Genomic DNA, 14,704 nt, shown 5'->3' with positions numbered 1-14,704 from the left:
AGGAGGCCAGTATGAAAAAATTATTCATTAAACAACAGGTATTCAGCTTGGGCGGTCATTTTACAGTGAAGGATGAAAACGAGCAGGACAGGTATATCGTTGAAGGCAGCTTTCTTTCCATACCAAAAACCTTCACGATTTCAGACGTACATGGGCAAACAATCGGGACAATCACAAAGAAGGTGTTCAGCTTTCTGCCTAAATTCTTTATTGAAATCGATGGAGAAGAGACACTGACGATCGAGAAAGAGCTGACACTCTTCAAATCTCGTTATCACATAGATGCTAAGGAGTTGGACGTTCAAGGGGATTGGTGGAACAAAAATTTCGAGATCGTTCGTAACGGACAGACAGTTGCGACAATCTCAGAAAAATGGTTTACCTGGGGCGATTCCTTTGAGGTCGATATCTACGACGAGGCATTGGAGCACACGATTATTTCCCTTGTGATCGCCATCGATTTTGTCAAGCAAGAGGAAAACAACGCCGCTGCCAGCTCCGGCAGTACGTCATGACTTTGACATTCACTCTTTGCAGAACTAACGAAAGAACCGCCAGCCAAAAAGATTGAATCTTTGGCTGGCGGTTCTTTTTTCATTGATTATTGGTGTCAGCTTTTCACTATTCCTATACGTCTACTGACTGAAAGCGTGCTTCCACACGATAAATCGGCTGTCCCTTTGCAGAGAATTTTTCTTCATATTCGGTCATGATATTTCCTTCATAAGAGCTGTCATGTAAATCCAGCCAAACCTGTTCAAGAATCATGCCGTACTTTGAGAAACTGCTTAGGGAGTATTCAAACAGTCCGCGGTTATCCGTTTTAAAATGGATTTCTCCATTTGGCTTCATGATTTTTTCATCCACTGCCAAAAAGCTCTTGGAGGTCAAACGACGTTTTTCATGACGTTTCTTCGGCCAAGGATCAGAAAAGTTCAAATAAATTTGATCCACTTCATTTTCTGCAAAATACTGGGTCAACTCTTCGCCGTTCACATGAAGCAGCTGCAGGTTCGGCAATTCTTCCTCTAGTGCTCGCTCTAATGCAATCGAAAGAACACTGACTTGCATTTCAATCCCGATATAATTGATATGGGGATTCGCTTTTGCCATTCCAGCAACAAACTGTCCTTTTCCTGTACCAATCTCGATATGGATCGGATGGGTATTACCGAAACGTTCCTGCCATTTTCCCTGCCACTGCTCGGGTCCTTCTACTACATACTCGGGATGTGCTGCCAGCAATTCTTCTGCACCTGGTCTTTTTCTTACACGCATGTTCTTTCCTCACTTACTTGATGTTATTTACTGATAAGATTCCTCTTGCTTGTTCTACTGAATAAAAGATGGGACAAAAGCAGCTCTTTCGGAGCTTCACGCTTTTGTCCCGACCATTTTTTCATCTTACAAATTTATACTTGTTTTTACACTAAATGTCAACTTCTAATCAACAGAAGGTTATAAACACTGCCGTTCCACTTCCGCCATATATTCCCCATGAAGCTGTTGGGTGATCTCTCCCGGCTGTCCTGTACCGACTATGTGCTCTTCTATCCTGACCACTGGGATGACTTCGATCAGTGAACCGGTAATAAAGCATTCATCCGCAGTAAACAGCTCGGCTTCATCGAACGCCTCTTCTTTTACAGGAATTTGCAGTTTTTTAGCCAGCTCTAAAAGCTTCAGCTTTGTGATGCCGGGTAAAATCAGCTGACCATCAGGATGAGTATAAATGGTTCTATCCTTGACCATCCAAAAGTTAGCGGCTGATGCTTCAGTTACTTTGCCGTCACGGATTTGAACAGCGTCTTCAAACCCTCTACTTCTTGCATGGTCTAACGCCATCACATTTCCTAAAAGACTAAGTGATTTGATGTCGCAATGCAGCCAGCGTGTATCTGGAACAATTCCGACAGCAATACCCTTCTTCTGCTTTTCTACTGGTCGCTCATAAGGAATGATATTAGCAGTCAGCACTCCTGTTACTTTTTTCGGATCAGGGAGAGCATGATTACGAGGTGAATCGATGCCTCGAGTAACTTGCAAGTAAAGCTTTCCTTCAGCAACTTTTTCTACAGCAGTCAATTCCTTCAATCTCTCAAGCAGCTCTGCTTTTGTAAAAGGCAGGTGCAGCTTGATTTTCTCTGCCCCCGTCCAAAGACGTGTCATGTGTTCATCCGCCATATAAAGCTGTCCGTTGTAAACACGAATCACTTCATACAGCCCATCGCCATATTGGTAGCCGCGATCTTCCATATCAATTCGAACTTCTTCTCTTTCAACGATTCGATCATTCCATAAAACTTTCATGTCTTATTCCTCCATTTTTTTCAAACGTTGCGGAACATAGAACCTTGTAAATAGTATGATTTCAACAACCATCGCCCCAATCAGCAGTAACGCTTCTTGTTTTTCCGGTAGGATGAACAAGGCGATCAGGCCGAAAATAGCTGCCGCTATTGCCAATAGTACATTCAATAAAAAGCTGACTGCCTGCTTCTTCTGTTTTGCAGGTGTCGGATAAAGATGCGTCATGACCATATAATCAAACTGAGCATAAATCGGAATCAACTGGAACCCCAGCAAATAGATAAATACCACTGCTACCCCCATCGAAAGAATGAGGTCCTTTGAGAAAAACAAAATTAAGCCAGCGACTCCTAAAAGCCTTACGAACAACCCACTGTATTCAGAGCCTCTCAAAAAGCTGCGGGCATATAAATATAGATACGTATTCTTATTCTCCTTTTTGATCTTATTCAAAACAGGATCAAATAGTTTTCTTCGCTTGATACTTCCAGTGATTTCCGGAACATCCGTGAACAGATTGATGAATCGATAAATGCGATGCATCCGATTGTTTTCCTTTTTGATCATCTTCTCCCAATCCAGAGATACCTGCTGCTTTTTCCTTGTCAGGAAAACCAGAAAAACACCTAAAATAATCACAGAGATTCCCAAACCAACGAAAGGATTTACATATAGCCCAGCAGCTAAGGTTCCTCCGCTAGCGACGAACCAAATCGCTTGCCATGATCGGCTCTCGCTGATTGAAATCTGGTATAAATCATATTCCTGCCATTTTAAATGAGCCGCCTTCAACAAAAGAAGGGTCAGCAGATAGATGAAAAAGGACGAGAATTCTTCACTGCCAGATACCACAAGCAGCGGCATCGTCATACCGCTCAACAGTGTGATTGCTACTGTCGGCAAAATAAATGAATGACGAAACGCCCGATTAAAGTAGTCCGGCATCTCCGCTTCCTTCGGCAGGATAAATACCTTGTCTGCCTCTTGTGTCAATGTAGCCAATTGACCAATCAATAATATTACCAGCCAGATAACCAAAATAAGCGGTCGTCCCCAGACAAAATCTTCCGGCAGATTTTTCAGAAGCTCAGAGTAATAAAAGCCCAGACCGCCCAGTAGGAAAACACAGACGATCACAAAATGATCATTGAACACATACTGCATATACTTCATCATTTTTTTCAAATGACGAGAAGAACGCAATCCATAAAGCTCCGACATACTATCCCACCTTTTCTTCCTTAGTTAGTGCAAGATAAATGTCATCTAAAGAAGAGTCCGGCAGATTGAATTCCGCACGTAAATCATCCATCGAACCGATTGCACGTACGACACCCTCATGCAGGACAACAAAACGATCACAGTATTTCTCCGCAGTTGCCAAAATATGTGTCGACATTAAAATCGCAGCTCCCTGATTACGCATGTCATCCATCAGTTCAAGAAGTGCATGGATTGCCAGAGGGTCCAATCCCAGAAACGGTTCATCAATAATGTATAAACTCGGCTCAATCAGAAAGGCACAGAGAACCATTACCTTCTGCTTCATTCCTTTAGAAAAATGAGCTGGAAACCAGTCCAATTTATTTTCCAGACGGAAGGTTTTCAGTAGGACATCTGCTCTTCTAAATGCCTCTTCTACAGGGATGTCATAGGCCATCGCAGTGATTTCGATATGCTCTCTCAAGGTCAGCTCTTCATATAAAGATGGTGTTTCCGGTATATAACCGATTTTTTTACGGTAGCTTTCCGGATTTTGATGCAGGGTCTGATCATCAATCGAAATCTTGCCCTTTTGCGGTGTCAACAAGCCGATGATGTTTTTGATCGTCGTACTTTTCCCAGCACCGTTCAAGCCGATCAAGCCGACCATTTCTCCCGCCTTCACTTCAAAGTTTATATCTTTTAAAACAGGTACATGGCCGTAGCCGCCTGTTAAATGCTCAATTTTCAAGCTCATGTTATTGCCTCCAAATTTTTTAATGCTTCTATTATAACATGATGGCAAGGTAAAGTGTCTTTACTAAGAAAATTTCCGAATCATCTTTCTTTCGATTTTCCATAGGCTTTTGATTGGTCTTTCGTCACTGCATCATTCTGATTTTACAAGGGGTTCTATCGTTCGTTTTACACCTGCCAGTCATCTTTATGCATGTTTACCGGAAGCTTTACATACCCGCGCGGATCTTTGACAAAGCCCAGTCGACTATAGTACTCTTCTGCCAGCTTTGAGGCCAGTAAAACAATATGCGTATCTTCCCCCACATAGTTGATGATCTGATTCATCAATCCTCTACCGATCCCTTTCTTCCAATGCTTTGTATCAACGCCCAAATCAGCGACATAAACGACAGAGCTGTAATCCGAAAGCCCTCGGGCAAAGCCGACAATTTGATTGTCTTCCCAAGCCGTAATCAAGAAATCTGCATGTGTCATCATTTTTTCCAACCGTTCTTTGTCATCCAACCTTCGGGTCAAGCCGGTTTTTCGGATGATTGTTTCAAATTGTCCTACAGATACTGGTTCATTGATTTTATACTCGATCATTTTTTCCACTCCATTTCATTTGTAATGGACAAAGCATATCAAGTATTTGTCTCTGAAAAAATAGACAATTTCCATCATTTACAAAGGACAGTTCATCATAGTTTATATACAGCTATCCGCCAAAACAGCCGTTATTGGTGTATTTTTTCCAAGATCAACAACAGTTTAGTCAGTCCCTCCCGCAGCTCATCAATAGATAAACCGCCATAGCCCAGTAAAAAACAACAACCATTTGCTCCTGAAAAGAAATATTTATCTAAGGAATACAGACGAATACGATTTGCTGACAATTCTTCACGGAATATATTCGCTTTTTCTTCATTCTTCAACTTCAAAATAATATGGAGTCCACCGTCAGGAGCGATCCATTCGATATGCCGATCTTTTTTCAGCGAGCTAAGCTCACTGATCAACAGCTTATATTTTGCCTTGTTAGCAGCTACAGCCTTACTTATGTGCCGATAATAACCACCAGATTGAATGAACTCCGCCATTCCTTCCTGTATCATATAGGAAACCCGTTCATGGTCATATTGAAACAACTGACGATACGACTCAAGAAGACGTTCCGGCAGAATCAGGTAGCCTAACCGAATCGTTGGACTGACTGTCTTGGAGAAACTCCCCATATAGATCACTCGATCTTGTCTATCCAACGACTGTAAAGAAGGCAGCGGTTGTGTTGTATAGCGAAACTCACTATCATAATCATCTTCAAGGATGTAGCCTTCCCGCTCATCGATCACCTGCAGCAGCTGCTGCCGTTTGACAACCGGCATTCGATAGCCTAAGGGGAATTGATGGGAGGGTGTGACATATACCAGATCAGCGGTTGATTTTTGCAACTCTTTTATAGAAAGACCTTCCTCTGTCACTGACAACAACTCCGGTGATAAGCCATAACGTCGAAACACTTCATACGCCCCATGATAGCCTGGATTTTCAATCGCCGATTGGAAATTTCCTTGTGTGGTCAATATATCCAGAACGACTGCCAACGAATCCAAGCTTCCACTAGTTATCACGATCTGCTCCTTCTTGCAGCTGACCCCTCTTGTCGTCCTCAGCATTTTCACCAGTTCATCCCGCAAATGCTCGTTGCCCTGCACATCATGATACCGCATGCGCTCCTCCTGAAATTCTCGATGCATCGCCAGACGGATGCATCGTTTCCAATTGTTCCATGAGGAGGTATAAAAGAAGGTCGTCCCGTAACGAAAATCAAAATCCAGCGGCAGCTTCTCTGAATCTACAATATCCTGTCCTACCGCTTCAGGTCTGACCGGTAGAAAGTAAAAACCGGATTGAGGAACGCTCAACAGACTCCCCTCTGCTACTAATTGATTATAGGCCTGCTCCACAGTTGTCTTGGAGATGTTCAACTCTTCTGCCAATAAACGAATAGAAGGCATTTTGACTTCCTCTGAAGTTTCCAAGTATTCTATTTTTATCTGCTCATACAACTGTTGATACAGCGGTTTTTTTGATGATCGATCCAAATGATACATATTGTCCCTCCCCTACTTAATTCCGCAAACTTTTTTCTCAGTGTAACACAGAATCGTTGGTCTACGAATGTATCCCTCACTCCCTCAGTTCGTCTCTTCCCCTTTCCAACCAGATTCTGCAGCTGTACCTGAATCAAGCCAAACAGCTGCTGCCTATGGCTTTCGATAAGTATCTTTTTTTAGTTTTCCCACTGTCAGTATGCTATTTCTATCGATCTTATCTTGCTCAATCAACAGGTATGTAATTTATACTTAATGAATTATTTTTCTTTCCTATTTAGTTCTTATACTTTCTTGCTTAGATATGGTAAAGTAGAGGAAAAGAATTTCAGAGAAAGAAGGGCTCCTATGGAAGACTGTATTTTTTGTAAAATCATCAATCAAGAGATTCCCAGCTATAAAGTATATGAAGACGAGGTCGTCTATGCATTTTTAGATATCAGTCAAGTAACGAAAGGACATACACTTGTTGTCCCTAAAACACATGTGACAGATATCTTTGAGTATGACTCTTCTTTAGCAGCAGAAGTATTTGCTCGCATCCCTAAAATTGCACGAGCATTGGAAAGTGCTTTCCCAGAGCTTGAAGGTCTGAATATCGTGAACAACAATAAAGAGTTAGCGTATCAATCTGTTTTCCATTCTCATATCCATCTGATTCCTCGCTATAGCAAGGATGATGGTTTTGCGATGCGCTTCCCAAATAATCAGGAAAAATATTCAAGCGAAGAGCTGAAGCAAATAGCAGAAACAATCGCAAAGCAGGTGAATAACTGATGAAAGGATTTTTTAAAGGAATTCTATTTGGTTCTGTTGTCGGAGGCTTAGGCGGCTTATTGCTTGCCCCTCGAAGCGGGAAGGAAACACAGGAAAAAATACTGGACGAGGTAGACGACTGGAAATACCTGACCACTGATTTCAATGAAAAGCTGGCGACCTTTAAATCTTCTTTGACTGATTTTCAGGAAACAGCAGAAACTGTGCTGCCGCCATTCACCGAAGGGCTAAACAAGGATATTGAAAATTTCAAATTCCAAGCAGAGCCGCGACTGGAACAGCTGCAGGAACAGCTCGAAAAAATTCAAAGTGAATTGCCGGAGATGCCGGAAATCACCGAAGAAAAAGAAGCATGATCATCCACCCATTCTCAAAAGAGTATTCTTTTGAAGAATGGGTGGATTTCCTTTCCAAAGGAAAGATATACCTATCTAAAATAGCTTTTCTACAGGAAATGTGTCTAAAATTCGAAATTTATTTGAAAGTTCACTTCTGTGTTTCTTTTCTGATTAAAATTGTGGTATAGTAATAAACGTGAGAAATTCTTTTCTACATAAACTATCATACAAAACTATTATTTTAGGAGAGCTGACCGAATGAAGAAAAAACTGATTTTAGCTGCAGCTGGTGCTTTAAGTATCTTTACTTTAGCAGCATGTTCAAGCAGTTCAGGTGAAATTGCTACAATGAAGGGTGCCAAAATTACTGTTGAGGATTTCTACAATGAAATCAAAAATGAATCTGACAGCCAATCAAGAGTTGCAAACATGATTATCTATAAAGTATTTGAAGACAAATATGGTGATAAAGTATCATCAGATGATGTTGATGCAAAATACAACGAGATCAAAGAAAATGCTGAAGCACAAGGAACAAATCTTGACGATTACTTGGAGCAATACGGCTATACACAAAAATCTTATAAAGCATTGATCAAACAAAGTCTTGCTTTTGAAGCAGGAATCAAATCTCATGTTGAGATCACTGATGAAGATCTGAAAACTGCTTGGGATTCTTTCCATCCAGAAGTAGAAGCACAAATCATCACTGTTGCTACAGAAGATGAAGCAAAAGAAATCAAAACTGAGCTGGATAAAGACGGCGACTTCACAAAAATCGCAAAAGAAAAATCTACAGATACTACAACAAAAGAAGATGGCGGTAAAGTGAAATTTGACTCTACCTCTACAGAAATTCCTGCTGCAGTACAAGAAGCTGCATTCAAACTGAAAAATGGCGAAGTGAGCGAACCAATCGCTGTGACTGACAGCACTGGTTACCAAACAAGCTACTACCTAGTGAAGATGACAAAAACATCTGCTAAAGGAAACGACATGGACCCTTACAAAGACCAGTTGACAGAAATCGCTACTACAACAAAAACAAGCGATTCAACATTCCAGTCTAAAGTGGTCAGTGATGAGTTGAAAGAAGCAAACGTTAAGATCAAAGACGATGCTTTCAAAGATGTATTATCACAATACATCCAAACAGAAGAATCAAGCACTGAAGCAACTGAAGCTTCATCAGGCACGAAAGAATCAACGAAAGAAGAATCTTCAACAGACTCTTCTGCAAAAACGTCTGACTCTTCAAGCGCTACAGAAGAATCTTCTTCTAACTAATTACTAAACAAAACAGGATTCAGCAAAACGCTGAGTCCTGTTTTTTAGTATAAAAATTTTCGAGTACATCTACTTATCTCTGCCAATTTTTTCTTCATCAAAGGAAGAAAAGAGCACAGGCTTTTCATACCTGCACTCTTTCAAGTTCACCTGCGCATCTCAGTGTAAGCAAGATGCCGGAGAAACACACACACGAAGATAGGATTATCTCTATTCCTCTAAATAGTATTTCATCTTCAATCTGTTCCCTTCCAAACACTACAGCAACTACTGACTTGGAGGCTCCTGTTCCTGTACATGACCTGAAGAATTCAGAGTATTGGCAGTCTTAATAAGGACACGCTGTCGCTGCTTTTTCTTTTCTGAATGAAGATAACACAGAAAAACCGCACCCGCGCTCAGTACCCCCAGTATCATGAACGGCCAGGATGGCGCATTTGATGAAGAAGCAATGGGCAACAACGACTGGTTGATTTTTTCAGCTTCCCTTTCACTGATTTCAAAGGGTTCCTCAAAATCCCAGCGATTGCCTTTCCCATCAGAAACCGTCAGGTGGAGCATATATTCTCCTGCTTCTAAAGGCTCCTCCTCCCAATCAATGGCAAAGTCATAAACAGAATTTGGCGCCATTGACATCTCCTCATCATACGTTTTCTCTCGAACTATTTCTTTCTCACTGTTTTTGATTGCCGCTTCATACTTCAGATGGCCGATCCCTTCCATTGTCGGGTTTCGAATCTCAGCTACGATCCCTGTCGATCCAAAGGTTTTTTCTGCCCGCACCTCGTTCAATTCCAGCTTTCGTTGAACAGGGGTGTCTGTTTCAGTCAATCGCAACCCAATAATATAGCCATAACGATTCACGATTTTTCCTTCCACTTCCTTGGTCTTTTTCAATACTTGGATTCCCCCAAGAATTTCCCCGTCAAAGGATTCTTCAGGCATATTCAGCTGAATAGGAAAGTCGATGCTTGTTTTCGGGGAAACGGTCACTTCAGAGTCATAGATTACAATGTCCGTTAGTTGGTATCTTTGAGAGTTATCCGGCTTCACATCGCTGCGTTCATAATCGATGAAGCCGTTCTTATTGGTGTATGCCTGATTCAGATTGATTTCATAGGTCTGCTCCTGTTGGGAGGTATTCGAGATAGTAAGTGTTATTTCCTGCTTTTGTCCAGCCTGCATCCTTAGGTCATAATAGGATATTTCTTTATCCAATTGATTATCCGGTAAGCTGGCCTGTACGTTGAAGCCGATTTCTTCTCCTTCCGCCAGCTGTGCAGCTGAACAAAAAAGTAGCAAGAGAGCCATTCCGACGAGTAATGATTTGATCGCTTGATACGCTGCTTTTTTCACACTGAAATCCCCTTCCTCAAAAGAGTCCTTATTCTGATGCCTTCTTCCCTAAATGCCCAATCAGCTTATCGTGATCGTATCTGTCAATGTATATGTGATCGAGCCAGTTAATACATCCTCGATGCCAAACTTATAGCTGCCGGTTGCAGTCGTTTCCAACGCCACGTTAGCAACCTCCAACTTGTATTCTCCTTGATTATTGAAATTCACTGGTGTTTTTTCCATGACCAGATTGCCGCTGCCTGTACCGTCCCCAAGAATGATTGGGTCTCCTACTGTCGGAGTGATCGTCAGGCTAGTCACTTCTGCGCTGTCCACTGAGTCAACGGATAAAGCAGAAACCGTAGCCGTCAGCTTCCAGCCTTTATTCTTCCCAGTATAATCCTCTACATAGTATTCCTTTTCGCCGGCACTTACCGTTCCAGTGAGCGTATATGCGCTTTCTCCTGGAATAAACGTGCCCGAAAAAGTGTACGAGCTCGGTACTTCCTGAATCCCATTATTCGTACCTTCCAATACAGTGACGCTTGTATCTGTGTTCCCATTTACTGCCAGTGCAGGAACCGCGGCAAACAGTGTGCCTGTCATACATACACCGATAAGTATCCATTTGATTGCTTTCATTTTAATTCCCTCCATTATTCTTAATTTTTTTCCGGCAAAGCTCCTATACGTATCACGGATTGAGAGGCCTAGCTTCAATTTCCATTGGAAACCAAAGCTCTACCTATGCTGCTAAAATGACCCATACTCATTTACTTACTTCTTATTCACCCCGCGTTGCTTCCTGATGAAATACAGGCTGAAAATAAGGAGCAGTGCTCCGATGAAAGAGCCCATATAGCTCACTGCCTCATTTGCTTTTAAAAAGCGCCCGTTTTTTTTCGGAGAGGCTACTGTACTACTTGAAGAAGGAGTGGTTGATTCCTTCTTTTCCTCAGAGCTTTCTTGTGTAGAGCTTTCCTCTGTCGAGCTGTCACTTGATCCTTCAGTCAGCTCTACTTGTATCTTTCCTTCATGAACATCATTCGTCGTTCCCCACACAACAGACACAGGACAGACTGCCAGTATTATGAATACTGCTGCCGTCAGCCATTTTCCTTTTGATCGTCTCATGGTCCTCACCCTTTCTATGTCCCGTGATTGACATCTACTAGTGTCCAATTCACTGTGATTGGTTCTTCATAGACCCTGCCTATTTCCGGTGCGCCGTTTAACTTCAGCAAAATACCTTCATCCGTTTGCCAGTTTTTTTGAAAAACAAAGGGCTGCTGCGGATCTGGGGTTGTCAAATCTGAACCGGATGTATACACAATACTTCCAGTATCATTTAAGTCACTTGGTGCTTCCCCTGTATTTTGCCAAACCAATGAAAATGGATAGGCTTCTAAACCATTCTGTACAGCTGAAACAGACAGTTTCCAAGGTGAACTGGCTCGATCACTATCTGAACGACTATCCTTGACCTTGACATTAAGTGCCTCTTCCCGTGCAAGGGGAGTAGTAGTTTCCTGACCAGCTGTCAGTGTCCAGTTGATTTTATCGGTTACTTCCACCCAGGAAATCGATCCGATAACTGTGAGCTCTAACGTGATGGTATTTGACACCACCTTTGTTCCCCCTGAACCATCTTCTTTGTATGCCTTGACCGTCAGATAATTTGTTCCGTAAGGTTTTTTCGTTTTGAGGTAATCATCCAACGGGATCGTAACCGTTCCGGAATTGATGTCGTTACTATCACGCGTCACTTTATGCTGATAACCGCTGCCATCCTCCAATATGAAGCCATCAGGCAGATAGACAGCCATTGTATCGGGGTCTTTCCAATAAAAGGTTGTCATCAGAGCTTCACTAATTTCATGGGATGCAATTGTTTTGTATTCTTCTAATGAGGCACTGTTCCATGACAGCTCTGTCGGCTGATCGTCTTTCAGATTGATCCAATAGTAAGAAAAATCGGTGTATTGCTGTCTCCCCAGAGTCTCTAGGTCCACTGATAGATTTGTTTGAAAGCTCATTAAGTCAAAACCTGTAAGGTTGCTTTTCAAATCCAGTTCAACAGTGAAAACAATATCACTTTTCACTGGATTATCACTGGTGGTCTGAAACGCTTTGATTTCCGCCCCTTCACCTGCCGGGTCCCAAGAATTATAGGATGTTTGATCTGAGCCCGAAATATCCGGATAGCTTCTTTTCAAGGTTACTAGATAACCATCAGATTTCTGATAGTTTGCCCGCTTACCAAAGGACATTGTCATAGTATAGCTCTTTACATTCACATCTGAGGGACGAGTAAAGACCACACTGAATCTCAATGTATCCCCAGCCTTTGCATACACCAATGACGGATTGAAATTGGGCTCTTCCAGCGTAATATCTTGTGTAACGCCCCCACTAATTACAGCAACACTGTTACTAAGACCTGCAGCCTGATTCAACTGCAGCGGCGCCTCTGTTTCTACTTGTTCCGGCGGCAGAACTTCCTCTGGTTCAGTCCCTATAGCCGGCTCCTTAATTTCCTCTGTTTGTTCCGTTGTTTCATAAGTGCCCTCCACACCGTGTTCTTCCGAGATTATTTCGCTGCTTTCTTCCGCATTCGAGGATTCAATTGTCGAGCTTTCAGTAGTCCCTGTGCTTTCCGGTTCTGTTACCTGTTCCGTCTGATCATCCTCGCTCCTTTCCTGTATCAAACCTTCTGCAAAAACAAGGGAGCAAGAAAAACCAACAGATAACAGTAACAGCAGCACAACGAATCCATTGAGAAATTTCCGGATACGTCCTCCTTTTTTCTTCCAATTTTTTTGCACTATATTTCCCCTCCTAACTCACTTGAACAATGCAACAGACAAATTTCATCTAAAGTATAGCAACAATTTTTTGAGGGAATCAGTCTAAAAGAAATAGAAATCCTTTGTCTTTTGACTAAAAACACCGTCATTTTTCTCATTTTTTAAATAAAAAAAAGCTGACTAAAGAAAAAACAGCCACGACGTCATTTTTTATTCTCTTTTCACTCGTTCTTTGTCACAAGCAACAGCAGTGAAAAGTATATAATTTTTTAATAATACTTTTATTATTTTTTTCTTCATTAAAAAAGAATATTTCTTTCTTTATTGCACTGATCACGCCAGAAACACTAATTAAATAACGTTTGTTATAAAGCTTGTTTTCTATCTGAAAATATATCCCACTTCACTCCGTCACACACAATGTACAACACAAAAAAGAGGCTGAGACAGAAGTGTTTAGCTACAAGCAATAAGCCGGAATTCACGAAAATTGTTTCACAAATTTTTGTTGAATTCCGGCTTATTGTCGTAGGAGCTACTTCTGACTCGCCGTTTATTCGGATTTAGGGTATGGAAAAGAGTGGCAACAGATTATTGTCCCACTCTCCTTCCTTCTATAAAATAGCGGTTCAGCTGTACCTGTATTTCAACAGCTTAATTGTTTTTAGCTGCTGGTGCAGGACGTTTCTTTCTTTTCTTTCGCTTTTTCGCCAGTTGTTTTTTCAGCTTCTTGTTTCTGTTGATCATCAAGATCACTATCCCAGCCAATACTAATAATACTGCCACTAAAGCAATCGTTGACCAGGGCAAATCAAATCCGGCTTTCTGGACGGTCACATCATTTTTGTTGAAGTCATTCGCCTCTCCTTTAGAAATCGTAAAGGCAGGGCTTCCAGACCAAGTTCCCTGATCGTTGCTTACTGTGACATTCACTGTATATTCCCCATCACCAAATTCCTCACCGGAAAATGGGATTCGAAATGGCATCCGTGTATTTGGAGCAATGCTCAGCTTCTCTTTCTTGCCATTCAAAACTTCTTTGCCGTTTAACAGCACACTATAATCAATGGTCACATTCTTTATATAAACTGCCGCTGTGTTTTCGATACCGACCTCGATCACATTTCGGTAGTTGACCTGATCTGCTTTCGCTGTATCAAACACGACATTCGGTTTTGCCTCCGTACCGTCTGATCGGATAAGAAGGGCGATTTCTCTTGAAAAAACGTTTTTCACATTCCCCTCTACTTTTTCATCAGACACTTCCTCAAAGTATACGCCGCCTGCCAAAACACCGGAAAATTTATCTTTCGGCATCGTTACTGTCAGCGTGATATCCTTTGTCTGTTTCGGCTCTAATTGAATTTCCTGATCGCTGAGTGTGACTAACTTTTCAATATCATACGGCGCTGATGTCGAGGTATCTTCATTGATCCCAGAGTATTCGATCACACCGGCACTATTCGTCACTGCTCGATTAAAGGATGCTTTTAGTGTAAGCGCCTGTTCACTCTTATTCACTAATGTTACTGTCAGGTTTTCTTTTTGCTCCGGTGCCAACTGAACATCGAAATAGGAAAGCTTCTTATCCGCTTGGCTTTCCGGAAAATGAACGACAGCATCAAAGCTATCTAACGACTCAGCTTGAGCCGGTGAAGAAAAGACAATCGCACTCATAAATAGTATAAGTCCTGCAAATCCTTTAAAAATATTTTTTTCTATATGTACGCTTCATCTATATCTCCCCCTAAGCTTAGCTGTTTGGTGCGCTTTAAAAACCGAGGCATGATTC

At 41.7% G+C, this 14,704-nt stretch carries 15 protein-coding genes; 4 read left to right on the top strand and 11 right to left on the bottom strand.

The genetic code is table 11. The annotated features are described in order from the left end of the window. Positions 1-11 precede the first annotated feature (11 nt). On the top strand, positions 12-515 hold the full coding sequence (locus I6N96_RS13350) for an LURP-one-related/scramblase family protein (protein ID WP_209558050.1): 504 nt from the start codon (positions 12-14) through the stop codon (positions 513-515). 112 nt (positions 516-627) lie between these two features. Here the strand turns inward: I6N96_RS13350 and trmB are convergent, their stop codons facing one another. The 6 genes from trmB to pdxR all read right to left on the bottom strand — a co-directional run bounded on the left by trmB (position 628) and on the right by pdxR (position 6,365). Beyond that, positions 628-1,278, bottom strand: coding sequence for a tRNA (guanosine(46)-N7)-methyltransferase TrmB (gene trmB / locus I6N96_RS13345; protein WP_209558049.1), 651 nt, complete (start codon positions 1,276-1,278; stop codon positions 628-630). 180 nt (positions 1,279-1,458) lie between these two features. Beyond that, positions 1,459-2,310: a D-amino-acid transaminase gene (gene dat, locus I6N96_RS13340; protein WP_209558048.1), complete on the bottom strand. Its 852-nt coding sequence runs from the start codon at positions 2,308-2,310 to the stop codon at positions 1,459-1,461. Positions 2,311-2,313: 3 nt separating this feature from the next. After that, positions 2,314-3,531, bottom strand: coding sequence for an ABC transporter permease (locus tag I6N96_RS13335; RefSeq protein ID WP_209558047.1), 1,218 nt, complete (start codon positions 3,529-3,531; stop codon positions 2,314-2,316). Position 3,532: 1 nt separating this feature from the next. Next, complete coding sequence (locus I6N96_RS13330) at positions 3,533-4,270, bottom strand: ABC transporter ATP-binding protein (protein ID WP_209558046.1); 738 nt, start codon at positions 4,268-4,270, stop codon at positions 3,533-3,535. A 167-nt stretch (positions 4,271-4,437) separates the two neighbouring features. Further along, positions 4,438-4,857, bottom strand: a complete 420-nt coding sequence (locus I6N96_RS13325; protein ID WP_209558045.1) for a GNAT family N-acetyltransferase — start codon at positions 4,855-4,857, stop codon at positions 4,438-4,440. A gap of 131 nt (positions 4,858-4,988) precedes the next feature. Beyond that, a complete protein-coding gene (pdxR, locus tag I6N96_RS13320; RefSeq protein WP_209558044.1) occupies positions 4,989-6,365 on the bottom strand; it encodes a MocR-like pyridoxine biosynthesis transcription factor PdxR in 1,377 nt (458 codons plus the stop codon). 348 nt (positions 6,366-6,713) lie between these two features. On the opposite strand from pdxR, the gene I6N96_RS13315 reads away from it, so the two are divergent. The 3 genes from I6N96_RS13315 (at position 6,714) to I6N96_RS13305 (ending at position 8,767) form a co-directional block, all read left to right on the top strand. Next, entirely contained in the window at positions 6,714-7,142 is a 429-nt protein-coding gene (locus I6N96_RS13315; RefSeq protein WP_209558043.1) for an HIT family protein, read from the top strand. Continuing rightward, positions 7,139-7,498: a YtxH domain-containing protein gene (locus I6N96_RS13310; RefSeq protein WP_209558209.1), complete on the top strand. Its 360-nt coding sequence runs from the start codon at positions 7,139-7,141 to the stop codon at positions 7,496-7,498. The genes I6N96_RS13315 and I6N96_RS13310 overlap by 4 nt, the downstream gene beginning before the upstream one ends. A 240-nt stretch (positions 7,499-7,738) precedes the next feature. Beyond that, positions 7,739-8,767 (top strand): peptidylprolyl isomerase, encoded by a 1,029-nt coding sequence (locus I6N96_RS13305; protein WP_209558042.1) that lies wholly within the window; start codon positions 7,739-7,741, stop codon positions 8,765-8,767. Between the two features lie 267 nt (positions 8,768-9,034). Here I6N96_RS13305 and I6N96_RS13300 read toward each other — a convergent pair whose 3' ends face one another. From I6N96_RS13300 to I6N96_RS13280, 5 genes are all read right to left on the bottom strand, one after another. Then, positions 9,035-10,123: a WxLIP family cell surface protein gene (locus I6N96_RS13300; protein ID WP_209558041.1), complete on the bottom strand. Its 1,089-nt coding sequence runs from the start codon at positions 10,121-10,123 to the stop codon at positions 9,035-9,037. Positions 10,124-10,183: 60 nt separating this feature from the next. Then, the gene (locus I6N96_RS13295) at positions 10,184-10,747 is read right to left on the bottom strand and encodes a hypothetical protein (RefSeq protein ID WP_209558040.1); all 564 of its coding nucleotides are present in this window, start codon (positions 10,745-10,747) and stop codon (positions 10,184-10,186) included. A gap of 135 nt (positions 10,748-10,882) precedes the next feature. After that, a complete protein-coding gene (locus tag I6N96_RS13290) occupies positions 10,883-11,239 on the bottom strand; it encodes a hypothetical protein (RefSeq protein ID WP_209558039.1) in 357 nt (118 codons plus the stop codon). 14 nt (positions 11,240-11,253) lie between these two features. Next, a complete protein-coding gene (locus I6N96_RS13285) occupies positions 11,254-12,930 on the bottom strand; it encodes a hypothetical protein (protein WP_209558038.1) in 1,677 nt (558 codons plus the stop codon). Positions 12,931-13,566: 636 nt separating this feature from the next. Further along, positions 13,567-14,589, bottom strand: coding sequence for a WxLIP family cell surface protein (locus I6N96_RS13280; protein WP_209558037.1), 1,023 nt, complete (start codon positions 14,587-14,589; stop codon positions 13,567-13,569). Between the last annotated feature and the right edge of the window lie 115 nt (positions 14,590-14,704).

The organism is Enterococcus larvae, from assembly GCF_017830045.1.
Taxonomy (GTDB): Bacteria; Bacillota; Bacilli; order Lactobacillales; family Enterococcaceae; genus Enterococcus_L; species Enterococcus_L larvae.
The sequence above is the reverse complement of the archived record's forward strand: the minus strand, read 5'-3'. Positions and strand labels throughout refer to the sequence as shown.